Below are 25,217 nucleotides of genomic sequence, written 5' to 3' on the forward strand. Positions count from 1 at the left end.
TGCTTGTAACAACAAGGAGAACTGAGTGAAAAATAGCATTAGTTTTCGATTATGGGGAAGGTATGCATTATTTACCGATCCAATCACCAAAGTGGGCGGTGAGAAGTGCTCCTACCATATACCCACTTACGAGGCTATAAAAGGTGTACTTAAATCCATTTATTGGAAACCCACCCTAATATGGCATGTTGATAGAGTAAGGGTAATAAAACCGCTACGAACACAAACAAAAGGCACCAAACCATTAAATTGGGGCGGCGGGAATACGCTCGCATTTTATACCTTTTTACATGAGGTGGAATATCAAATTGAAGCGCATTTTGAATGGAACGAACATCGCCCAGAACTAGCGCAAGACCGAGTTGCTGGAAAACATTTTTCAATAGCAAAACGTATGCTCGAAAAAGGTGGTCGCCAAGATATATTTTTAGGTACTCGAGATTGCCAGGGATATGTTGAACCCTGTGTATTTGGTCATGGGGAAGGAGCATATGATCAGATTGACGAGCTTGGTTTTGGCTTAATGTTCCATAGTTTTGGTTACCCAGATGAAACGGGAAAAAATGAGTTAATTAGTCGGTTTTGGCATGCACACATGAAATATGGCGTAATTGAATACCCTAAAACGCAGGCGTGCCCGATAACGCGGTTTGTCAAAGAAATGCACGCCAAGCAGTTCGACTTAGATCAGAACTTGCAACCAGTCATGCAGCTGGAGGCACAATTATGAGTTGGCTTACAAAACTCTATGAAACCTATGAACAGGCAAAAATACGCTACGATGATTTACCTATTGATCAGCAAGTGATGCCAATCAGTCATACACTGCAAAATGCACATGTACATGTAGTAATTAACGACAAAGGTGAATTTTTAAGAGCACAAGTGTTAGAAAAAACGCAAGTAGTATTACCTGCCACAGAGCAATCAGCAGGTAGAAGTAGCGGCTTATGTGCACATGCTCTAGCCGACAAAATACAATATGTAGCTGGGGATTACGCTGCATCTGGTGGCATAAAAAAGCCGGGTTTTGATTTGTATTTAACCCAGTTACGTAATTGGGTTGCATCCGATTTTAAGCATAATGCGGTGCAAGCAATACTTAGCTATGTTGAAAAAGGCCAATTAGTTAAAGATTTGATTGCTGCAAAAATTATGTTTGCACATGATAATCAACTTTTAACACAGTGGCAGGATGATGGGGAAGCACCTGCATTATTTAAAGTGCTACCAAAAGAAAAAGGTCAATTAGACCAAGGCTCAGCGCTTGTTTGTTGGAGTGTTGAAACCAAAGGCATCGCACAAAGCAAAACATGGCTGGATGAAACAATCCAACAATCCTGGATTGACTATGAGAGTCAAAATGGTGGTGAAAAAGCATTGTGTTTTGTTACTGGTAATGAACAAGTCGTTGCGACTAATCACCCTTCAAAAATTCGCCACAGTGGTGATAAAGCAAAGCTAATTTCAGCGAATGATACCAGCGGCTTTACGTTTAGAGGAAAATTTTTAACCGTTAATGATGCTGCGAATGTCAGTTTTGAAGTGACCCAAAAAGCTCATAATGCATTGCGTTGGCTGTTAGCCAAGCAAGGGTATAGAACAGGCGAACAGGTTTACCTTGCATGGGCTGTATCTGGAAAAGAAACGCCTGCTCCTACAGAATTAAACTTGATGAATTTATTTGCCAGTACAGAGGAGGTTGATCACCAAAAAAACCTAGGAGAGAGTTACGCCGAACAGTTGAATCGCTATTTCTCAGGCATGGTTGGCCATAATAAATTAGAAGCCAACGAGCAAATTGCATTACTAGGTTTAGATTCAGCAACACCAGGGCGAATGGGAATTATTTATTACCGAGAAACCATTGCTCAAGAATTTATTGATCAGCTCCATAAGTGGCAATGGGATTTAGGCTGGTGGCAGCGTGTGAAAAAGAATGAAAGAGCCACGTGGTTGCCATGTGCACCTAGTTTATACAAAGTACTCGATAGCGTATATGGTGATGTTTTAAAGTCATCTGAGACATTAAAAAAGAACCTTGTCGCACGGCTTTACCCCTGTATTGTTGAAGGGCAACCCATTCCTATCGACATTGTAAATAATGCTTTTCAGCGGGCAACCAATCGCGTTGCTTATAAATCAGAGCAAACTTGGCTGTGGTTACAAAACCTTGGTATTGCGTGCGCGCTGTACAAAGGGTATTGCAAGCGTACAGCAAACCTAACACATAAAAAGGACTATAACATGGCATTACAAGAGACTTATGCCTCGCGTGATTATTTATTTGGCAGATTGTTAGCAACAGCAAATAAAATTGAACAAGTGGCACTTTCGATTGGTGAAGGCAACAGGCTTACTACAGCAGAGCGCTATATGAATCGTTTTGTTAGTAAACCTGCGTCTACATGGCTAACTATTTCAACTGCTTTACAGCCATACCAGCAACGGTTACATAGTCGTCTCTCGGGGTATGATAGTGCGACTAAAAAATTAGTTTCGAGCATTACTGATATGTTTGAAATAGATGAATTTACATCAGATAAAAAGCTATCACCGGAATTTTTACTTGGTTTTCACAGCCAAATGTTATGGTTAGAGCAGCATAAAGTAGTTAAAGGTGAGTGGGTTAATAAAACGGACTCTGAATTATTAGCAGAAGAACAACCAACACAAGTATTATAAAAGGACTATCTAATGAGTTTATCCAATAAAATCGATTTCGCAATTATTTTTAAAGTTCAAAATGCCAACCCAAATGGCGATCCATTAAATGGTAATCGCCCACGTACCGACTACGACGGTTTTGGCGAAATTACCGATGTATGTTTAAAACGTAAAATCCGTGACCGATTACAAGAAGCGGGAGACAGTATTTTTGTCCAATCAGATGAGAAAAAAACAGATGGTATGACAAGCCTACGCAACCGCGCTGAATCGGATGATTTTGGTCTAGGGAAAGACGCATTTAATAGTAAGAAAACGCCAGTAGATGAAGCCGCTAAAAAATGCTGTGAAAAATGGCTTGATGTACGTGCTTTTGGGCAAGTGTTCGCGTTTAAAGGAGCTAACAAAGACGGCGTTTCTATCCCCATTCGTGGGCCTGTAACCATCCAAAGTGCATTTAGCTTAGAGCCTGTAAGTATCACAAGCACGCAAATCACCAAAAGTGTGAGTGGTGAAGGCGATGGCAGCAAAAAATCATCCGATACCATGGGAATGAAACACCGTGTTGATAGTGCAATGTACGTTGCTTTTGGCGCAATGACTCCGCAGTTAGCAGAAAAAACAACATTCAGTGATGAAGATGCTGCAAAAATAAAAGAAGTACTTACTAAACTATTTGAAGGCGATGCATCATCAGCACGTCCAGAGGGCTCAATGGCAGTTTCACATTTAATATGGTGGCAACATAATTCTAAGTCTGGGCAGTACTCATCGGCTAAAGTGCATCAAACATTACGTGACCATATTGAACAAGGCTTGCCACTTAACACTGCGGCTTTAAATGATTCATTAACCCCAGCTCTTAAAGATCTTAAAACAGAAGTGATAGAAGGGTTTTAAATTATGCATGAGGCCCGCTTAATTTCTATCTCAGCCTTACAACACTATTTATTTTGTCAGCGCCAATGTGCGCTGATCCATTTAGAGCAAGTATGGCAAGAAAACTTTTTAACGGCGCATGGTCGCCAATTACACGAAAGAGTAGATCACGGTGGGCCTGAAACACGTAAGGGAGTACGTTTTGAAAGAGGGGTGACAGTTAATGCCCCGCAATTAGGGTTAACCGGTAAGCTTGATTTATTAGAATATCAAGCGTCAATTAATCAATTTATGCCTGTGGAATATAAACGTGGTAAACCCAAAGCTAATAATGTTGATAAAGTGCAATTGTGCGCGCAAGCTTTATGCATAGAAGAAATGCTAGGTGTAGATGTTAATCAGGGAGCATTATGGTATTGGCAAACACGCAAACGTCTTACTGTAGACATTGATGAAGCATTACGTTTGCAAACCAAAACACTGATCTCAGATATTCAAACCATGTTTTATAGTGCTAAAACGCCATCCCCAATATTTGGCAAGCATTGTAAAGCATGTTCTTTAAATGAAATCTGCCAACCTGAGCTCATAACTAAAGATAGCTCATCGCGTTATATTACGCGTTTATTTAACATGGATGATGAATGAAAAAATTACAAAATTGTTTATACATCACAAAAGAGGGAGCTTACTTACATAAGCAACGAGATACTTTGTTAATAGAGCAACGGATTGAAGGCAAAAAAGAAAAACTATTGCAAATACCAATTCACTCTATTGGCAGTATATTTTGTTTTGGCAATATTATGGTATCACCACAACTACTTGGGTTTTGTGGTGAAAGTGGCACCCATTTAGCTTTTTTTGATATGCATGGTAAATTTTTAGCCAATGTTGTCGGCAAGCAAACGGGAAACGTATTACTTAGACGCCAACAATTTAGTGTTCAAAATGAACAAGCGCTCGATATTGCTAAAACTTGTGTAGGGGCTAAAGTTCGCTCATCTCGCGTATTATTAATGCGTCATAGGCGAAATCATGGTGATTCAGTAAAATTAACCAAAGCAATAGATCGACTTAAACAAATCGTTGCTCAGTTACCTCATATAAATGACTACCAAACGATATTAGGGCTAGAAGGCGAAGCCGCATCGCATTATTTTGCAATATTTGGCGAACTAATAAAACCAAATAAAGATAATGTACTATTTAAAGGCCGCAGCCGCCGTCCGCCCAAAGACCCTGTTAATGCCGTACTTTCACTACTTTACTCCGTTTTAGGGCAGGAAATAAGTGGTGCTTTACAAGGTGTAGGACTTGACCCTCAAATAGGCTTTTTACATAAAGAACGACCTGGACGCAATAGCTTAGCGTTAGATTTACTTGAGGAATTTAGAGCGAGCATTGTGGATAGCATAACTATAAAGTTATTCAATAATAAGCAACTTAGTAGCAAAGATTTTACTAAAGATGCATTAGGCGGTTTCACCCTCAAAGATGATGCAAGGCGATTGGTTTTTCAGGCTTATCAAACAAAGAAGCAAGAAGAAATAACGCACCCTTTTTTAGGCGAAAAAATACAAGTTGGGCTCCTACCACACGTACAAGCTATGTTGCTTGCACGTCATATTCGAGGTGATTTGACTAAGTACCCTGCTTATTATGTGCAAAAGTAATCACTTAAATAAACTCATTTATAAGGAAATAGTACAATGATGATATTAGTAACTTATGATGTTTCTTTTGAAAATGAAGGAGGGCAGAGACGACTACGTAATTTGGCAAAAGTGTGCTTAGATTATGGTATGCGAGTTCAATATTCTGTTTTTGAGTGTGAGGTTGACTCAACGCAATGGCTTATTTTCAAGGAAAAACTACTTTCAATCTACGACCCTGATTTTGACAGCCTAAGGTTTTATAAATTAGGTAAAAATTGGCAAAGTAAAGTCGAGCATCATGGTGCAAAAGTCGCCATAGATATTTTTAGAGACACATTAATTTTATAAACTCGCGCTAACCCCTTGTTCTCATCAAAAAGTGGGGGCCCTAGCGATTATTTAAGCTCTTTAAAAGCAAGGAATTTTTTATAAGTAACAATGTAATGATTGTTTTATTACTATGTTACCTATGCGGTTAGCGGCATATTATTAATTATGCTAGGCTAGCTATGCCTTTTATTTGAGGCAGTCGCGCCTCACGCAGGCGCGTGGATTGAAACACTTTGGGTAGATATTAAAAACAGTGAATTATTTGTCGCGCCTCACGCAGGCGCGTGGATTGAAACAAGAGCCAGATGAACTAGATCCAAATGTAACGGGCGTCGCGCCTCACGCAGGCGCGTGGATTGAAACTAACTTGTTGGGTGCTATTTCTGATGTTACCGGTGGTCGCGCCTCACGCAGGCGCGTGGATTGAAACAATGGCAAGCCTTACGATGAAAATACAGGTGCAAGTCGCGCCTCACGCAGGCGCGTGGATTGAAACTGATGCAGCTACACAGTTTGGCCCTGCTTATTGGTCGCGCCTCACGCAGGCGCGTGGATTGAAACAAACAGGTGTTATGGCGCTTGTTAGAGCAATTGCAGTCGCGCCTCACGCAGGCGCGTGGATTGAAACAGCAACAGGCAAGCGCAGCAAGTGCAGCGAAAGGTCGCGCCTCACGCAGGCGCGTGGATTGAAACACAGCCCCCACAGATGAGATCGCCAGATCAGAGCGTCGCGCCTCACGCAGGCGCGTGGATTGAAACAAAAATAGCTTTTGCTAAAGAGGGTTTTTCAGCTGTCGCGCCTCACGCAGGCGCGTGGATTGAAACCTATTGATAGTGATGGAGATAAGGTACCTGAGAAAGTCGCGCCTCACGCAGGCGCGTGGATTGAAACAGGTTACAGGCAGACCAAGCGGAACAAGGGGGGAGTCGCGCCTCACGCAGGCGCGTGGATTGAAACATCTAATAATGAAAGTAAAGATAAATCAGATGGGTCGCGCCTCACGCAGGCGCGTGGATTGAAACCGATTGAGGCCAGTATAAGCGCAATTTGGCACATGTCGCGCCTCACGCAGGCGCGTGGATTGAAACTCAATATGCAGAAGTGCCAAAAACTTTTGAGTCAGTCGCGCCTCACGCAGGCGCGTGGATTGAAACCTTAATCTTACAAAATTAAATCGCTGCAGCTCTGTCGCGCCTCACGCAGGCGCGTGGATTGAAACTATTAACGTTGAATGCCGTGGTGTAAATGAAAATGTCGCGCCTCACGCAGGCGCGTGGATTGAAACGCCAATACGTTAACCTTTTAACGGTTTAGTAATCGTCGCGCCTCACGCAGGCGCGTGGATTGAAACTCTTGATGATGATTTGCATATTGATGGGCATTTGTCGCGCCTCACGCAGGCGCGTGGATTGAAACTATGCAAATCATATCAACCGTAGGGTTAATTAGGTCGCGCCTCACGCAGGCGCGTGGATTGAAACCTTTGATGGTGATGCAAGTGTAAAAGAGTTGCTGGTCGCGCCTCACGCAGGCGCGTGGATTGAAACCAGTTAAAGGCAATTGGTAGAAATTTAAATCAACGTCGCGCCTCACGCAGGCGCGTGGATTGAAACAAAATACTTTTATAGATACTGTGTGGGCAACGGGCGTCGCGCCTCACGCAGGCGCGTGGATTGAAACGTGTGTGTGTGTGTGTGTGTGTGTGTGTGTGTGTGTCGCGCCTCACGCAGGCGCGTGGATTGAAACGCCTTTATACGACGATGTTGCACCACCTGTTTGGTCGCGCCTCACGCAGGCGCGTGGATTGAAACGTAATGATAGCTGCTGCTGTGCGTTGGCAGTTACGTCGCGCCTCACGCAGGCGCGTGGATTGAAACATCTGCATCAAAGCATTTTCCACTGGCCGTGGTGTCGCGCCTCACGCAGGCGCGTGGATTGAAACAGCTGAGGGTTTTTACATAAAAGATAAGCGGCAAGTCGCGCCTCACGCAGGCGCGTGGATTGAAACTTTTTACTAGCCCTCTAAAAGCCAATGAGCTTGCGTCGCGCCTCACGCAGGCGCGTGGATTGAAACAAAGTGTGTTTAAAGAGCGTTTAAACCCTGCTATAGTCGCGCCTCACGCAGGCGCGTGGATTGAAACAAGCTGTGATTTATCTTGATAAATAAACAAATAGGTCGCGCCTCACGCAGGCGCGTGGATTGAAACAGCAATTAAGCTGTCTATATTATCGACTGCGGTTGTCGCGCCTCACGCAGGCGCGTGGATTGAAACAATTGCTAGCTGCTCTGCCACTCGAGCGCGTGATGTCGCGCCTCACGCAGGCGCGTGGATTGAAACGTTTATTTCGTGGTTTTTTTTACGATCTATTAGCGTCGCGCCTCACGCAGGCGCGTGGATTGAAACTGTTATTTGAGCTATATTTACGCCGCCAAATGAGTCGCGCCTCACGCAGGCGCGTGGATTGAAACCAACTGTAACTTATAGTGATTTACTAGCTGTATTGTCGCGCCTCACGCAGGCGCGTGGATTGAAACCCGTCACACGACCGTTGTTGTCCAATGTCCAGCGTCGCGCCTCACGCAGGCGCGTGGATTGAAACAATTTCGTATGAGTTGTCGTCATTAATTGTGCTTGTCGCGCCTCACGCAGGCGCGTGGATTGAAACCCGCTTGATACTTGCGAGCCTCATTGTGCAGATGTCGCGCCTCACGCAGGCGCGTGGATTGAAACTGCATAACCATCAGGTGCAAATAAAAACACTTCTGTCGCGCCTCACGCAGGCGCGTGGATTGAAACCAAAGGTGCATTGTCACCAGCTTTTTAGCTGTTTGTCGCGCCTCACGCAGGCGCGTGGATTGAAACTTCGAAATCATCAATTAGACGCTCAGACAGGAATGTCGCGCCTCACGCAGGCGCGTGGATTGAAACAAGACCTCTAAAGTGCATAGCAATGCCATTTATAAGTCGCGCCTCACGCAGGCGCGTGGATTGAAACAAAATCGGATAAACGTATATTTAGATTAGATTGTGTCGCGCCTCACGCAGGCGCGTGGACTGAAACCCGTTAGCACACACCCAAACTATGGGAATCACTTGTAGCGTCCAGCACAGGCAGCTTAGGTGACGAGGGACCGACAAAAATATCGGGAATATTTTTGAACTGCGAAGCAGACCTTTATGGCGAAGGGCAGGACGCCTAAAGTAAACGACATATCCAGTAAAGAGTGCAGCCTGAGGAAGTGAGGTCATGGCAGATTTTTGTTCCCGACAAAATCTAAGTACCTAAATCCATTTAGGCAATGACCGATGTAACCAAGCTCCATGGACGGATTGTTAACCTATTGGTTTATTTGAAGTACTGTCGCGCCAGCAAGCTTAGCGCCTACGGTGGATAATATTGAAAATGGTGTTGTATATTTGTGCGCCAGCAAGTTTAGCGCCTACGACACAGGCAGCTTAGGTGACGATGGACCGACAAAAATATCGGGAATATTTTTGAACTGCGAAGCAGACCTTTATGGCGAAGGGCAGGAAGCCTAAAGTAAACGACATATCTAGTAAAGAGTGCAGCCTGAGGACGTGAGGTTATGGCAGATTTTTGTTCCCGACAAAATCTAAGTACCTAAATCCATTTAGGAAATGACCGACGTAACCAAGCCCCATGGATGGATTGTTAACAGCGCGGTTTATTTGAAATTAAGTTCACTTTGATTTGTCGCGAGGTAAACTCGCTGCTACGAATACATGGCTCTAATGCTCTTTATCAAAGATTTGAATTTGATTGCGGCCTGATTTTTTTGCTACGTAGAGTGCGCTGTCGGCGGCGAGGATCATCATATCTGCGGTGGTATGTTTATCTGGTGTACAGCTGTAACATCCGATGCTGAGGGTGAGGTGGTCGGCGATGTTTGAATTTGGGTGCAGGATATTTAGTTGACTAATTTGCTGTTGCAGTAATCTGGCAAATTTTAAACAGTGGGTTTTATCAATGCTGGGTAACACAATTGCAAATTCTTCTCCGCCGTAGCGGGCTGCTAAATCACCTTGTCGCTTACATAAGTTATGTAGTGCATGGGCAACTTGTTTGAGCGCTTCATCGCCTTGCTGGTGGCCATGATTGTCGTTATAAAGTTTAAAATAATCGATATCACAAATGATTAAACTCAATGGTTGATTTGAGCGTGTTGCACGTTGAATTTCATTAAGTAATGTTTGATCAAAACAGCGACGATTGGCGATATTTGTTAGGCTGTCGAGGTTTGCTTGTGATTGCAGTTCTTGGTTGACCAATAGTAATTGTTGTTGAGCTTGCTCTAAGCGTTGTTTATACAGAACGTTTTTGAGTGCATTGGCAATAATTTCACCCACCAGTTTGATCCGCATAAGATCGGTGTCGGTCCAGTGGCGTATATGTGTTACGCAATCACAGCCAATAAAACCAAACAAGGAGTTCTCAGAGCGAAGCCCAATGCATAAAACAGATTTGATCCCTTCGGATTCAAATTCAGCTTTTTCGGCTGCAGCGGCTGGAGGGAGTAAATTAACATTCGGTACATTAAAAACGTGCTTTTCGTTCATCATAGTAAAAAAGTACGGTAGTAAATCTTGCTGAATACCTTGCAGCTTTTCTTTAAATGGCTTGATCTGTGTATTAACCCATTCATGGGTATTACTCATTTCTTTGCCGTCTTCGCTAAATTGAAATAAATAGCTGCGGTCAGCATCACAAAATGTACCTATGGTTTTTAAAGCACTTTCGATTTGTTGGTCTAGATTATCTATCTGTATATCAATTAGTTGCGTTGATATTTTTGCTATTACTTCGTCAAAGTCAGCTTGCACAGAACACGATGAGTGTGATTTTAACACCAGCATCATTAATTGTGGGCCAATTAGACTGTAGGTGACTGTTACACAGGATATTGTGTGTTTTGTGGCGATATTATAGGTTTGTTCGGTGTTATTTTGGGGAGTTAAAAAGGTGTGATAATCAACAATCGTGTGGTTTTCTGTTTGTTTAATAGATAAGTGCTGAAACGCTTTTTCTACTGGACTTATTGCCGGCATTAAATTTAGTAACTGTTGGCTCAATGCATTGGCGTGCAGCGTGTCTGTTTGTTGATCAAACAATACGATTGCAAGTGGTAAGGCTTGTAAAGATTGCCAAATTTCGTCTACAGAATACTGTCTCACTGGATTTCCAACTTCCTATTAACAAATTAAGCTTACATTCAATTTTAAGAAAATGGTACTTTAATTAGCCGTTTTATATATAAATTAACTCGATATTAAGTTTTTAGTGCGTTTGACTGATGGAAGTACTACAATTGATACTGTATATCATTACTCTTTTAACGTTTTTTAGAATGATGACTCTTAGCACACTAAAGCACAGGTAAAACCGCCTTTCATGACCGACATTACAACTCACCAAGCATCACGACGTAGATTATTAATTGCATTAGCCATCACTAGCTCATTTATGATTATCCAAGTGATTGGTGCCTATTATGCAAACTCTCTTGCTGTATTAGCCGATGCAGGGCATTTATTTGTTCATAATAGTTCTTTATTTATTGCTTTGATCGCATCGAGCTTAGCGATTCATTTAGCTAAAAACTACAACGATGGTTATCAAAAAGCAGAGTTGACAGGTGGTTTGATCAATGGCTGTTTGTATTTAGCGATCAGTTTAGTAATTTTATACGAAGGTGGCGAGCGCTTTATGCATCATCATGAAGGGCAAGGGCCCGTTGTCAATAGTTATTTAATGTCGGTAATTGCTGCCACAGGGTTTTTATTTCACGGTGCCGCAGCATGGGTATTATATAAAGGTAGAAAGGCCAGCTTTAATGTTTATGCGGTATTTTTGCACTCATTTTTTGATTTGATTTCAACCGTGTCTACGTTTGTCGCCGGTATACTTATTTATCTAACGGGTTGGAGTGTTATTGATATTTTATCAAGCATGTTGATTGCGTTATTTGTTTTGTTTACAGGCGTAAAAGTAATTGTTGGTTGTGTTAAAGGTCTGCGTTTAAATAAAGCAAAACTACCTGATGTGGCCGATATTGAAAGTGCCATAGGGCAAGTTGAGCACGTAGAAAATGTACATAATGTTACGGTTATGCGCCGCGATAAGGAGTTAGTTGTAGGGGCGCATGTGGTACTTAAACAACATTGCACTAAAGAAAAACATGATGAAGCATGTCGACTTAAAGTTGAGCAATTGTTAGCCCAGCAATTTAATGTTGGTAATAGCGTTTTACAAATCGAAAGCCATGGTTGTCAGCATTAAATACAAGTAGTTAACTTGGCAAAATGCGTTTTTTCTTTTACTTTTAGATATAGTCTATTTTATTCGGAAGCAAACATTGCCGTTTTCTCAGCATCGATATTTTGCATTTAGCTGCTCCATACTTTTGGGCGTGTTGGCCGGCTTTGTTAATTTACTGCCATTTTGGTTTCTAGACAGCTCTGAATTTTTATTTGGTCAGCTTTTTGTTTTAATTTGTTTGTTGCTAATTGGCTTACGCTACGCGTTAATTGCTTGCGCTATCAGTGCGGCTTTTATTTTTTATCGCTGGGGGCATTGTTGGCCATCAATCGTATTTGTTGGTGAAGTACTTTGGCTGTATCACTTTAGCTTTAAAGCCGCGCGGCTGCTGTTTATCCGCGGTATTATTTATTGGCTGTTAATAGGTATTCCACTGCTGGGGCTAATTGGTTATTTTATCATTGAGCTACCCATACTTGCTATAGTAACAGCCTTAGTTAAGTACTTCTTAAATGCCGCTATTGTTTTATGTGTTATTGATTTATTGAGCTTTTTCTTTATTCAGCAGGTATGGCAAAAGCGACCAAATTCGTTGTATAAAATTCTTAATTACATTGTAAGCATTCTCATCATTTTAGTGGTGTTATTAACCTCCATTGTACTTACCAACAATCATTACGCGCGTATCGAATACGAAGTGAAGGCGCAGCTTTCTGAAAAATCTGAAGATATTGCCGAAAAAATTGACCTGTATTTAAATGACTATCGCCGTGGCATCGTATTAACTGCAAAAGCCATAGAGCAGGGGGTTGATAAACAGTTAGCACTGAGTCATTTGATGGCACTATACCCTAACTTTCTTACATCAATGGTTACGGATGAAAACGCAATTGCGCGGATATTTTACCCACTTAGTTTACAAGAAAGCTTAAAAGGTAGCGATTTATCGGTTGCCGATCGGGATTACTTTACAATAGGTAAAGACTCGCCAACAGGCTATATTTCTAATGTTTTTAGGGGCCGAGGATTTGGTAATGAACCTATTGTGGGTGTTTCTGCACCAGTGCATATTAACGGGCGTTTTCAGGGAGTTGTTGAAGGCTCGTTAGTGTTGGGCTCATTTTTGCAATTTAGGCCAACCATATTTGATAATGATGGTGAATTGATAATTCTTGATGCCAAAAAACAAGTGGTATTTAGCACCTTGCCTAATCATTATTCGGTATTGACTCAGCTCACTGAAGATAAATTTACCCAGTTAAAAGGTGATCAACAAGCCATTATGACCACCGACATTGATGGTGAACAATATTACGTAAAAATATATTTATCACAGCATCAAGGCTGGTATGTGGCAAGCTTATTAAAACGTAAATACGCCAATCTTGTGGCGGCAAGTGCGTGGGGGCAATCACTGTTACTGACTTTTGTGGTGATTATTTTGATCAGTATTTTTATCACCCAGTTGAGCCGTTGGTTGGTAAGGCCAATAGAAGAGCTTACCGAACAAATCGATGCCTTTGATCCTAAAGCTGATATCAGTGATTTACAGACTCAAAATAATGCGTGGCTGGAAGTACTGAGTTTACAGCAGCAATTTGCAACTTTAGCATTTAAATTGACCAGCAACTTTAAAGATCTAGAACAAGTAAATACTGAAAATGCAGCACTTAATCTGCATTTAAAACAGTTTAATGTAGAGTTAGAGTATCAAGTAAATGAAAAAACAGATGAATTAGTTAAAGCTGTGGCAACTGCAAATCAGGCCAGTAAAGCTAAATCACAATTTTTAGCGAATATGAGTCATGAAATTCGCACCCCGCTGAACGGTATTATGGGGCTGACTGATATTTTACTTAATGCTGATGACGTGAAGTTGGAATACCGTGAACAGTTGCAAATGATACAGCAAAGCGCAAAAAATCTATTATTGATTTTAAACGATATTTTAGATTTTTCTAAAATTGAGGCGGGGGCGGTCAAACTAGATATTCATATAGTTAATGTACGAAAACTGCTTACCCAGTTAGCGCAGGTGTTTACAAATACTGGCGTACAGCCAGGCGTTGAATTTGTATTAAATATTGCCCCGTCAGTACCGGATGTAGTGCAGTTAGATTCACTAAGGTTAAGCCAAATTGTCAATAACTTGTTGAGTAATGCAGGGAAATTCACGAAAACTGGCAGTATAACGATGAACATTGATTATGCTGATAATCATTTGTCTGTGGCTGTAACAGACACCGGCATTGGTATTTCTGGGCAGCAGCAATCATCGTTGTTTCGTGAGTTTACTCAAGCTGATATTTCAACCACGCGGCAATATGGTGGCACTGGGTTAGGCTTGACTATTTGTAAGCGAATAGTTCAGTTAATGGGGGGCAAGCTTGTATTACACAGCGAAATTGGCAAAGGCAGTTGCTTTACTATCACCATTCCTGTTGAAGTGGCGCAACTCAGTGACGAAGTTGACATACAGCAAAACATCCCTGATTTAACTGGATTGAAAGTATTACTTGTAGAAGATAACCAAATCAATCAAATCGTTATTGCTAAAATGCTCAGTGATACGCATTGCACCTTAGAGGTTGCTAACGATGGTGAAAAAGCACTGGCGTGCTTACAACACAACATGGCCGATATTATTTTGATGGATTGCCAAATGCCTATTATGGATGGGTACCAGTGCACAGCTGAAATCCGTAACAATGGTGCTCAATTTGGCCCTGTGGTTATTATAGCCATTACTGCTAATGCTTTTGAAGACGATCAAAAACGTTGTTTAGAAGTGGGTATGGACGATTTTATTGCCAAACCGGTCGATCGTGCCCAACTTTTTCAATGCCTTAAAAAGTGGGCTGATACATTGAGTTAACTAGCTATGTAGTTTGCAATTTCTCTTGCAGTGCTTGGATATACGCATCGCTAATGAGAATCTCGGCAGTTGTTGGTTTTGCAAAGTAATAGCCTTGAAGGTCATCACAGCCGATACTGTTTAAAAAGCGTATTTGCTCAATTGTTTCTACACCCTCTGCAATGCAATACAGATTAAGGTTTTCAGCTAAGGTATGGATTGTTCTGATAATTGACTCATTATTGCTATCTCGCCCGATATTACGCACAAAGCTTTGATCAATTTTAATCACATCAATTGGAAATTGACTTAAATACGTTAAAGAAGAATACCCGGTGCCAAAATCATCCAATAACAATTTAAAACCAGCGCTTCTGAGTGCTTGCAGCTGCTTAGCCGCTTTGTTTTTGTCATCAAGCAAGGTGTTTTCGGTGATCTCTAAACGTAACTGAACAGGTTTTATATGATGCTGATTTAGAATAAGTAATAAGCGTTCGGCTAAATTAGACTTTAAAATATGCACCGGTGATAAGTTTAAAGATAGGTAAAACCGCGGATTAGCTTTAAATAATGGTGCGAGATCTTCAAGTGCACGGGTCAGCGCTTGCTCGGTGAGTACATCGATTAAACCAGTTTCTTCCGCAATAGGAATAAACACTGCTGGGGATATCAATTCAGCCTGATGCTGCCAACGCATTAAGAGCTCTACACCTTTGATTTTTTTACTTTTATTGTTAACAATTGGCTGGTAATTATTAAAAAACAAATCGTCCTTGTAGGCGTCTTTTAAAGCATTTTCGAGCAGCAGCTTTTGGGTGATTTGGTTATTCATTTGTTCAGTGAAAAACTTAAAGCCGTTGCGGCCCGATTGTTTAGCATGCATCATCGCTATATCGGCATTACGAATAAGCTCATCGGTGGTATCGGCATCAAATGGGTAGAGTGCAACACCGATACTGGCCGAGATATTAATTGCAAAATCGTTGATCACCACCCGTTTTGCAAGCTCTGCAGTTAGGCTACGTACTAAGTTACTTAAACTTTGTGGTGAGTCTAAGTTTTTAATCAATAACAAAAATTCGTCACCACTTTGACGCCCGACAATGGCATTATTATCAAGCATGCTATTCATTCGATGGGTAATATCACATAATAGCTGATCGCCAACCGCATGACCAAACGAGTCATTCACCGGTTTGAATTTATCTAAATCTATAAACAGCAAAGCAACAAGGCTCGCGCGCGTATCGGCATCTTTGATCGCATGCGATATCTTTTGATACATTAATGTTCTGTTTGGCAGCTTAGTTAATGGATCATAGTTTGCCAGATAACGAAGCTCATTTTCAGCACGTTTTTGCTCAGTTAAATCAGAAATAACTACCACATAATAGCTCACCACATTACTGTCTTTTGCCACTGCGGTAATACTGATATGAATGGGGTGCGACGGATTTATCTTAGTTTTTATATATGCGTCACCGCGCCAGTTCTGCTTTGGCTGCAATGATTTTAGAATATTGATGAAGTCGACATATTGTTTTTTACCCAGTGCCGCTAAAAACCTTTTTAGCTCAAGCTTTGCTGGTTTTTTTTGCATTGAGAAGGCTTCAGCAAAGCTATTATTAACAGAAAATGGAATGAGTTGACTGTCTAAAATAAGTAGCCAATCGTTTATTTGACTAAAGGCTTCACCTAATACCGCAGCTTGATGTGCTGTAGCACGCTGCTCTGTAATATTAGTATAAATTCCAGCTAATCTTGTAGGATAGCCTTGCTCATTCGTTTCTATCACTTTACCTATGTCGTGGTACCAAAGCCAGTTTCCATTAGCATGTTGAAGCCGATACGTGACCTGCCATTGTTGAGCATTTTTTTGAGTGATGAATATATGCCAATCATGCAGTATTTTGCGCTTATCATCAGGGTGTATTAATGCGCAAAAATCGTCAAAATTAAACTTCTGAGGCAAAGTTTGATAGCCTAGTTCGTGTTTTAAGCGCTGCTGTTTTATCCAATGTGCGCCAATATCAACTTCCCATACACCGCTTTTACTACTGTTTAAAGCAAGCTCAGTTTGTTGTTGTGATTGCAGTATTTCATCATGAGTATGCTTAATAATGCGCTGACGAGAGCGGTATTGCCAAAAAATAACAAATAGCACTAAAAACGTAAGTAATAAATAAAGACTTATTGCAAGAGGAGAACGCCACGGGGCATAAGCAACGTTAAAGTTAAGCGTTTTTTCATCACCGAGGCCTGAGTCATTTAAGTTATATGCTGCGATTGTAAGTTGATAATCACCAGCAGGAAGTTTAGTAAAAAAGACTTTATTGTTATTTAGCTTTTCATAGCTTAATTTACTTGGGCCAGTTAATGACACCTTATAGCGTGTTCTATCAACATTTTGAAAATCAAAGTTGGAAAAACTAACTTCTAAACCCATGTCTTCATCAGTCAGTTGTAAAGGCTGGTTGGCGTATTGCAATGGATGATAATTAAGTGAGCGTGAGAGTAACGATATATCGGTGATTTCAGTCACAGTGCTGTCACGATCATTAGGGACGGATAAAAAGTCTTGTGGGGCGAGTGTTAGCACGCCACGTGTGCTGCCAAAGGCTAAGCGGCCATCGTTTAACAGTGTATGTGAGTCGATATTAAATTCATTCACAGTTAAGCCATCTTTAACAGTATATGCATTGAGTTGCATTGAACTTAAATCGAGCCGATAAAGGCCATTTTTACTGCTGATCCATAAAAAGCCAAATTGGTCGATTTGCAAAGCGACAATTGTTTTAGTTTTAATGCCATTACTGAGGTTTATACGGTGTTTTACTTCATAGCTGTTGGCGTCAAGACCAATTAGCCCTTCTTGGGAAGAGGCAAGCCATAGCGTATTGTTATAATCGATCACCCAGTCATCAATAGTGACATAATTTATTGGGTTATAATTTTCAACTTTGTATATTAAGGTGAGTTTTTGGCTAGACTCATTATAACGATATAACGCCCCAGATACGCTGATCAAATAGTCATCGGGTTTATTAGGTAACGGTTTTAAAAAGGTGTGCACGTTGACGGGATCTAACTGCTCTTTGAGTCCTTTAATTACGTTAGTCTGACCACTGTTTCCATCATACAGGAAATAATCATTCTCGCTAAAAAATGCAAAGGTATCAGTCGTGATTTGGTGATAGCCATAAGCTGGGCTGCTGTCGAGAATAGCCTGTGTATTGCCTTGCATTGGCAGAGCTATTTTTTGTTCGGTTTTTTTGTCAAATAAAGCAAGACCATCATAAAGTAGTAACCACAAATAACGATCTGGCTCATTTAAGTGTGCCGAGGCAATGCCATACACAGCAAATTGGCCATAAAACGCTTTAGTGTCATTGCTGACTAAGTAAGTTTTCTCTGTTGTCCCATCTTGGCGCATTTTGGCAAGACCATTATCGGTGCCCAGCCAAACGTTATGATTGTCTTGGTAAACAGCAAAGATCACATTACTGTGCAATTTATCATTACTGGTGATTTGAATATTGCCAAAACGCCTTGCTAAAGTTGACCAAGTAAAAACACCTTGTGAGCGCGAGGCAAGCCACATAAGCCCTGTTTTATCGACCATTACATCTAAAATCGTGTTGTCGGTCATGTTGAATTTACTTTGATCAAAACGAAAAAGAAACTCATTGTGATCAGTATGGCGATGGTATTCATACAGACCATCCTCGGTGACTATAAATTCACCATAAGGGGTATTAACGTAGTCCCAAATATTATGTTCTGCAAGCAGCGTTTTTACGTTGTTGAAGTCTAGTAACTCATTGTTATTAAATGCAATAGAATAAAAACCTTCGACCGTGCCAACCAGCAGGCCAAGCTGCGAGTCGACGGTTAAAAACTTGATATTATTGTTATCGAGGTTGAGCTTATCCTTGGCAACTAAAGGTATTTTAGTTATATGTTCATCAATTAATGATTTAGAGTACAACCCATCAGTGGTGGCAATATACAAAAAGTCATTATGAACAGTAATTGCGCGGACAAAATTATCATCTTTACTGATTGAAAACTCATGAGTATAGGTATTTTTTTGTGGATCAAAGGCATACACATGTTGGTTAATGGCGTAATAAAACAGCTGCTGATGTTCGGCGATGGCAAAAATAGGAGAAAAGTGTTTATCTTCAGCGTTTAACTTACCTGAATAAACTTTACTGACTTTAAGTGTCACAGGATCTATAAGAAACGCACCAGAATATTCAGTTGATACAAAAATATCGCCATTGCTTGTTTCAAACAACAGAATAATCGAGAGTTGATCCAGTGTGTATTCACCAGAGAATATTTTTACTTCGTAGCCATCAAACCGGTTTAAACCTTGCATCGTTCCGATCCAAATAAACCCTAGTTTATCTTGCAGTGTGCTAGTAACGTGGCCTTGTGATAACCCTTCATCAGTGGACAAGCGTTGTAATTGCTGAGCATAGCTTTGAGCACTGGAATTAACACTAAACAAAGTGCATAAAATACTAAATAAAATGAAAAAAAAGTTATTCAACCGCACTTATGATACAGCTCCCCTGAGGTAAAATAGTTGTTATCCGTTAGTAAATATAGCATAACAACTTACAGTTTAATTAAAGAATTAACTTTATATAACAAATCACTTATGCTGTTAGCTATGTTTAGATTACAGGATGTTCACATTGCCTCATTCATTTAATACTCACACCATGCAAAGTCTGCTGTTAGTTGTCGATATTCAAGACAAATTAAGTCCGGCGATGCCTCGTTATGAACAAGTAAAACAGGTCACAGTGCAATTAGTAAAAGCCGCACAATTGTTGCAAATTCCTATCTTAGTCACCGAACAATATAAACAAGGGCTTGGCGAAACTGATCAGCAATTAAAAGCTCAGATTGGGCAGGCTGAATACTTTGATAAAACCCACTTTAGCGCGTGTAAAGAGGACGGTTTTTTAGAGCTTATTGCTAGCTATAAGCGCCCGCAAATCATTGTAGTTGGTATGGAAGCGCATGTATGCGTATTACAAACTTGTTTAGATTTATTGGCGCAAGGTTATCAGGTGTTTTTAGTCATGGATGCGATTAGTTCGCGTAATGATCTGCACCGCGATTTAGCCATCGCTCAGTTAAGACAAGCCGGTGCTGTGATCAGCTGCGCTGAAAGTGTGATTTTTCAATGGACCGAAGTGGCAGCGACACCTGTATTTAAAGAGATTTTAAAGATTGTTAAATAAGCTTTGCAACAAGAAGAGAATAATTCCACTTCAGCATTGTAAATGATAGTGGTTTTTATTATCATGCCGCAAATTATTTTGATTGCTGTATAAATATCAATGAAACCTTCTTTAATAGCATTAGCCCTAAGTTATATTACCATTGCGCCTGTTGTCGTTGCTGCGCAAACAACAGCAGCAAGATCTGCAACTGATGAGTCTACTGTTGTAAAAAACGACATAGAAACCATTTCAGTCGTTGGACGAGCGTTTTCACTGTATCGCCCAACAGAATCAACGTTTGGTACTCGTACCGATACGCCGCTAGAGAAAATTCCACAGTCAATCCAGGTTATTCCGCAAGCGTTAATCAGCGATCAGGCTGCACGTCAAGTAACTGATCTATACAGTAATATCGCGGGTGTTAATGGCTTTAGTTACTCAGGTGTTACGTTTCGTGGTTTTCGCCAAGATGAAATTTTATACGATGGTGTAAAAGGTGACCCATTTAGTGGTTTTGCGGTACCACAGTTGTTTAATATTGAGCAAGTGGCTGTTTTAAAAGGCCCTAGTGGCGCTGTGTACGGCAGTGGTAACCCTGGCGGGATCATTAATTATATGACCAAAAAGCCCAGCTATGATAGTAAAACAACCGTTGCAGTTGAACTGGGTAATGATGATTTTTTTAGTGCCGCAATCGAATCAACGGGCAGTGCCAATGACGCACAGACCCAAGCCTACCGTGTTGGTGTTTATAAAGATTCAGATAAACCGTTTCGTGAAAATACCAGTGAAGATAATACCATTATTGATTTAGGCTATCGATTTGATTTTAGTAACGATACTAATTTGGTATTGCAATATACCCATGTTGATCAAGATTTAGGCGGCGCTAGATTACGTGGCGTGCCAGTGGATAAAAACGGTAACTTCATTGCCGACATTAGCTGGAATCATAATGAAGCAACGGATTATCAAACCGTTATTGCTGACGTGTTTCAAGCAAGTTTTCAGCACCAATTTAATGAGGTATTTCGCAGTGATATCACTGCGCGTTATTTTAGTAACGATGCTAATCAAAACTATCATGAGCCGCGTGGACTAAGTGACACAGATGGCGATGGAGTACTGGATTGGAGCGAGCGCGAATTTCGTGATCAACAACGCGAAAATACCGGGCTTAGTTTTACTGCCAATTTAATTGCTGACACTGAGCTTGCCGCTATGCAACATGTGATGCTGGTGGGTGTAGATTGGTATAAGCATGAGTTTGAATCAGCATATAGAACAGCTGTACAAGCCAGCAAAGGCGGCCCAGTCCCAGGGATCTCAATATTAAATCCTGTGTATGGACTGACTTCAAAAGATGATTATGATTTAGCAAACGTAACACCGCGTTTAGCAAGTACTGAGTCAACACGTATTGGCCTGTATGCACAAGACCAAGTTGATGTTACGGATAAATGGAATGTTACGGTTGGCTTACGGTACGATCGTTTTGAAGACACCGATGTCCTTAATAACACCGAGTTTTCAGACAGCGATGTGACGTATCGTATTGGCACAAGTTATAACTTAAACGATACCTTTTTCCCTTATGCGCTGTATGGCACAGGCTTTATGCCACAATCGGCCAGTAACCAAAATCAAGATGTAGGCGGGCCATTTAAACCAGAGCACAGCAATATTCGTGAACTTGGTTTACGTACTAAGTTACTTGATGACTCGTTGGCTGTGAACATGGCAACTTATCGCATTATCCGTAACAATATTTTACAAGCCAGCACTAAGTTATCAGACACCGGCGTTGATCAAATGGAAGCGTTAGGCGAAGTTGATAGCCGAGGCTTTGAACTTGAGATTGTTGGTGATGTCACCGAACGTTTAGTGATCACAGCAAGTTACGCATACAACGACACGCGTATTGTTGAGCAAAGTGAAAAATTTTCCGCGCAATCAAAAGGCAGCGATAAATTTGCCAATGCACCACAAAATACCGCAGGGTTGTGGACGCGTTATGAGTTACCGCAGTTGCACTCATCAATCGCGGCAGGTCTTGATTATGTTGATGAACAAGTCAGTTTAGACGGTGATAAAGTACAGCCGTATACCGTTTATAACATGGCTTGGAAGACTGAATATCAACAATGGGTTTGGCAGCTCTCAGTTAAAAACGTGTTTGATAAAGAGTATGCATCAAGTGGCTTTATAACTCGTGCTGGGCATTTCCCGGGGGAACCACGCCGCGTCTATTTGTCGGCTAAGTACACATTCTAAACTGACAATTTCGTACTATGAAAGCAAAGCAGTGGTTTAACTTACATGCTTGGGCAGGGCTCTTGGTTGGCAGCTTGTTATTGATAACGTGTTTATCTGGCACGTTGGCAACCTTGAGCCACGAAATTGAATATCTTAGTGATAGTAAATTTCGTGCCCTCTCGCATTCCCCTAATACTGACTTTGCTGCAATTGAGAATACACTTGCCCAGCGTTATCCTGGCAGCCAAATCATTAGCATATTGCGCCATCAGCAACCTTACTTAGCAACCGAAGTGTCGCTTAAGTGGCAGCAACAGTTTTTGTTTGTGTATGTTGATGGTGCGACGGGGCAATGGCTTGGCGAAGGTCAGTGGGGGCGAGTATCGCGCTTTTTACGTAACTGGCACATGAATCTATCGATGGGTTGGACTGGTAAGTTGATCGTCACGAGTTTAGCCATTCCCTTGGTTATTTTAGTGGTTACTAGTCCGATTGTTTATCGCCAGTGGTGGCGACATTTTTTAAAAAAGCCACGGCAATTAAAAACAACCAATCGTAGCAGCTGGGCTGATTGGCATAAATTACTGGGGCTTTGGAGTTACTGGTTTATTGTGGTCATGGCCATTACTGGCGTGTGGTACTTAGTTGAACACACCCTACAAACAGCCAAAATTGACCATTATATAAAAACCCCCGCAGAGGTTACGGATCTACAAACTGACGCCGCGCATCCGCCAGCGATAAGTGTCATGGTAAACGCGGCGCAATCAGCGTTTCCAAGTTTACAGATTCGCGCTATACAATACCCAACAAAGGAAAACAAACCGGTTGTGGTACTGGGCGATAATGATGACATTTTAGTACGTTTACGAGCTAATAAAGTGTATTTAGATCCAGCTTCAGCAGATGTACTGGCAATTCAAAAAGCCGCAGATTTAGCTATTGTCGCGCGCATTAAAGATACCGCAGATCCTTTGCATTTTGGCAACTTTGCAGGGCTAGGTACGAAGTTAATTTGGGCTGTCTTTGGTTGTTTAATGACCTGTATATGTATGGCTGGATTGTATATGAATTGGCTGAGAGTAAAGCGTAAGCAGCGTTCATTATTGCAATGGTTTGGTATCATGGGGGCAGTAAGTGTTTTATTAGTATGTTGTTCGCTACTTCTCACAACGCAAACATTTAGTGTACGCCAAGCACCAGCAAAACTATATTCGCCGGTGCTGTAACGTGCAGATAAAGTTAGCTAGTAACTAGGCCGTAACAACCCAAAGCAACAAACACTATTGCAGCAAGCATTCTTACTTTTGCCATTGGAATACGTTTTAGTAAGGCATTGCCAGCATAAATAACCGGCACATTGGCAAGTAACATACCTACAGTGGTTCCTATGGTTACCCACAACACTGATTGATACTGAGCGCCAAGCAATACTGTTGCTATTTGGGTTTTATCGCCAATTTCGGCAATGAAAAACAGCACCAAGGCAACTAAAAAAGCCCCGTATTGATCGTATTTATTGCTTACTTCTTCATCTTTATCTGGGATCAGTAGCCATAAGCCAACGACAATAAAACAGCCGTTCACAATCCAAGGCAGGTACGAAGAGGTAAAGCTTTGCGATAAATAATCGCCCAACCACGCAGATAAACCATGATTGATAATAGTAGCGACTAAAATACCTAAAATAAGTGCAGGTTTATTGGCAAAGCGGGCAGCTAACAACAGGGATAAAAGTTGCGTTTTATCGCCTATTTCAGCTAAAGCAACGGTGACGGTTGATGTGATAAATGTATCCATTTTACTTCTATAAGGCGGGAACATTAAACCAAGGTAAACGCCTATCTCCCGCCATGAGGATAGTGTTTACCCAGGTCTTGCCGATAATGCTTGCTACATTACAAACTTACCATGCACATGAGGTGCAATTATGTTGATAAGTTTACTTGCTGCGCTTTAAGTTAAAAGGCATCAAGCAGGCTACTCCCCCGAGAAGTGCGCACTTTGCCACATTTCTTTTTTAGAGTAAAGGTACAACAATAGGTTTTGTGGTGCAGCTGAGGGTGAACTCTGTAATTGAATATAAACGTATGCTTAAAACCATGCTTTTACTTTTTGCATATTATTCCTACTTACCAACACTTTATCATCATTGCTCATGAGTAGTGTTGCTTGGCGACCTTTACTCTTTACACTGCGAATATACGCCCGATTGACCCAATAACTACGGTGAGTTTGACTCATTGTATGCTGTTTATCAGCTTCGGCCAAAGCCGATATGGCATCTTTTAAATTAAATAAGATCAGTTTTTCGAAATCATGTGCAACGACTTTTAAATAATGTAGCTCGGCTTTTAAATAGACTATTTCATCCACGCTATTTACAGTAGCGAGCTGTAAAAATGCGGTAAGCTTTTTTGTTTCTGGTTCTATTACTTCTGCAGCTTTGAGTGGCGCTAATGGAGGGGATATCGGTATTGTGTGAGCAATTGCTAAAGTTGGCGTGTCGGGCGGCGTTTCTGGTAAAGGTGTTCTTCTTTGCAAAGAAAGCCCAGTTAACCAAGGTAGGTTTACAACTAACCAAGAAAACATTGCCGTGGGGATCATATCACTGCATTCTTGGACTAAAGCTGCGAGGGTATAATCAGTATCATGTAGCCAATAAACATCAAATAGCAGTGAGACGGGGGCATAAAATAGAGAGGCAATAAATGCGCTCACTAGCAACTTTAAAGCACTGTTAAGTCCTGATAATCGGCTAGTTAAAAATAGGTGAGTGGCGATAAAAAATAATGATCCGCTATGAACTTGAAGCTGCCACTGTAAAAAAACTTCAACAACATGACGCGTTTCATCATCGTTAACGAGGGTAAATAAGCTTGCTAAAATAAACCCCAAGATAAAAAAATATCGCCAAGGATTTATCTCACCTAACGGAAAATGCCCATTCATACAAAAAGCTGCCCATTCGTTCAAAATCAACAAACTTAATTAAAGCAAATTCAATCCATGGCGTAAATTGTTGTCATCACAATTTATACAAGGAATGG

General features: G+C 41.2%; 15 protein-coding genes and 1 CRISPR repeat array. Of the genes, 11 read left to right on the plus strand and 4 right to left on the minus strand.

Going from position 1 to position 25,217, the window contains the following annotated elements; all coding sequences use genetic code 11:
* Nucleotides 1-25: 25 nt before the first annotated feature.
* Genes cas5c through cas2 form a run of 6 tightly spaced genes read left to right on the plus strand, consistent with a single transcriptional unit; the run spans nucleotide 26 to nucleotide 5,552 of the window.
* Entirely contained in the window at nucleotides 26-730 is a 705-nt protein-coding gene (cas5c, locus tag PVK79_RS08920; RefSeq protein ID WP_257326468.1) for a type I-C CRISPR-associated protein Cas5c, read from the plus strand.
* On the plus strand, nucleotides 727-2,685 hold the full coding sequence (gene cas8c / locus PVK79_RS08925; RefSeq protein WP_257326469.1) for a type I-C CRISPR-associated protein Cas8c/Csd1: 1,959 nt from the start codon (nucleotides 727-729) through the stop codon (nucleotides 2,683-2,685). Before cas5c ends, cas8c begins: the two co-directional genes overlap by 4 nt.
* 12 nt (nucleotides 2,686-2,697) lie before the next feature.
* Nucleotides 2,698-3,567 carry a type I-C CRISPR-associated protein Cas7/Csd2 gene (gene cas7c, locus PVK79_RS08930; protein ID WP_257326470.1) on the plus strand — a complete coding sequence of 290 codons (870 nt, stop codon included), beginning with the start codon at nucleotides 2,698-2,700 and terminating at the stop codon, nucleotides 3,565-3,567.
* Between the two features lie 3 nt (nucleotides 3,568-3,570).
* Complete coding sequence (gene cas4 / locus PVK79_RS08935; protein ID WP_257326471.1) at nucleotides 3,571-4,194, plus strand: CRISPR-associated protein Cas4; 624 nt, start codon at nucleotides 3,571-3,573, stop codon at nucleotides 4,192-4,194.
* Entirely contained in the window at nucleotides 4,191-5,222 is a 1,032-nt protein-coding gene (gene cas1c / locus PVK79_RS08940) for a type I-C CRISPR-associated endonuclease Cas1c (protein WP_257326472.1), read from the plus strand. The genes cas4 and cas1c overlap by 4 nt, the downstream gene beginning before the upstream one ends.
* Nucleotides 5,223-5,258: 36 nt before the next feature.
* Nucleotides 5,259-5,552 (plus strand): CRISPR-associated endonuclease Cas2, encoded by a 294-nt coding sequence (cas2, locus tag PVK79_RS08945; protein ID WP_257326473.1) that lies wholly within the window; start codon nucleotides 5,259-5,261, stop codon nucleotides 5,550-5,552.
* A 180-nt stretch (nucleotides 5,553-5,732) separates the two neighbouring features.
* Nucleotides 5,733-8,598: a CRISPR direct-repeat array (repeat unit 32 nt; unit sequence GTCGCGCCTCACGCAGGCGCGTGGATTGAAAC).
* 689 nt (nucleotides 8,599-9,287) lie between these two features.
* Here the strand turns inward: cas2 and PVK79_RS08950 are convergent.
* Nucleotides 9,288-10,730 carry a sensor domain-containing diguanylate cyclase gene (locus PVK79_RS08950; RefSeq protein WP_257326474.1) on the minus strand — a complete coding sequence of 481 codons (1,443 nt, stop codon included), beginning with the start codon at nucleotides 10,728-10,730 and terminating at the stop codon, nucleotides 9,288-9,290.
* 217 nt (nucleotides 10,731-10,947) lie between these two features.
* Here PVK79_RS08950 and PVK79_RS08955 point away from each other — a divergent pair, with 217 nt between their 5' ends.
* Both PVK79_RS08955 and PVK79_RS08960 read left to right on the plus strand, forming a co-directional pair.
* On the plus strand, nucleotides 10,948-11,835 hold the full coding sequence (locus PVK79_RS08955; RefSeq protein WP_182759460.1) for a cation diffusion facilitator family transporter: 888 nt from the start codon (nucleotides 10,948-10,950) through the stop codon (nucleotides 11,833-11,835).
* Between the two features lie 76 nt (nucleotides 11,836-11,911).
* Nucleotides 11,912-14,689, plus strand: coding sequence for an ATP-binding protein (locus tag PVK79_RS08960; protein WP_257326475.1), 2,778 nt, complete (start codon nucleotides 11,912-11,914; stop codon nucleotides 14,687-14,689).
* Nucleotides 14,690-14,693: 4 nt separating this feature from the next.
* Here PVK79_RS08960 and PVK79_RS08965 read toward each other — a convergent pair whose 3' ends face one another.
* On the minus strand, nucleotides 14,694-19,232 hold the full coding sequence (locus PVK79_RS08965; RefSeq protein ID WP_425607881.1) for an EAL domain-containing protein: 4,539 nt from the start codon (nucleotides 19,230-19,232) through the stop codon (nucleotides 14,694-14,696).
* A gap of 133 nt (nucleotides 19,233-19,365) precedes the next feature.
* Between PVK79_RS08965 and PVK79_RS08970 the strand changes: the two genes are divergently transcribed.
* The 3 genes from PVK79_RS08970 to PVK79_RS08980 all read left to right on the plus strand — a co-directional run bounded on the left by PVK79_RS08970 (nucleotide 19,366) and on the right by PVK79_RS08980 (nucleotide 23,396).
* The gene (locus PVK79_RS08970; protein ID WP_182734063.1) at nucleotides 19,366-19,929 is read left to right on the plus strand and encodes a hydrolase; all 564 of its coding nucleotides are present in this window, start codon (nucleotides 19,366-19,368) and stop codon (nucleotides 19,927-19,929) included.
* Between the two features lie 99 nt (nucleotides 19,930-20,028).
* Nucleotides 20,029-22,185 carry a TonB-dependent siderophore receptor gene (locus tag PVK79_RS08975; RefSeq protein WP_257326477.1) on the plus strand — a complete coding sequence of 719 codons (2,157 nt, stop codon included), beginning with the start codon at nucleotides 20,029-20,031 and terminating at the stop codon, nucleotides 22,183-22,185.
* Nucleotides 22,186-22,202: 17 nt separating this feature from the next.
* Nucleotides 22,203-23,396 carry a PepSY-associated TM helix domain-containing protein gene (locus tag PVK79_RS08980; protein ID WP_257326479.1) on the plus strand — a complete coding sequence of 398 codons (1,194 nt, stop codon included), beginning with the start codon at nucleotides 22,203-22,205 and terminating at the stop codon, nucleotides 23,394-23,396.
* A 13-nt stretch (nucleotides 23,397-23,409) separates the two neighbouring features.
* Here PVK79_RS08980 and PVK79_RS08985 read toward each other — a convergent pair whose 3' ends face one another.
* Together PVK79_RS08985 and PVK79_RS08990 are read right to left on the minus strand one after the other, a co-directional pair.
* Nucleotides 23,410-23,967: a TMEM165/GDT1 family protein gene (locus PVK79_RS08985; RefSeq protein WP_145236272.1), complete on the minus strand. Its 558-nt coding sequence runs from the start codon at nucleotides 23,965-23,967 to the stop codon at nucleotides 23,410-23,412.
* A 294-nt stretch (nucleotides 23,968-24,261) separates the two neighbouring features.
* Nucleotides 24,262-25,119, minus strand: a complete 858-nt coding sequence (locus PVK79_RS08990; RefSeq protein ID WP_182758498.1) for a LytTR family DNA-binding domain-containing protein — start codon at nucleotides 25,117-25,119, stop codon at nucleotides 24,262-24,264.
* Between the last annotated feature and the right edge of the window lie 98 nt (nucleotides 25,120-25,217).

It is taken from the genome of Pseudoalteromonas rhizosphaerae, from assembly GCF_028885455.1.
Taxonomy (GTDB): domain Bacteria; phylum Pseudomonadota; class Gammaproteobacteria; order Enterobacterales; family Alteromonadaceae; genus Pseudoalteromonas; species Pseudoalteromonas rhizosphaerae.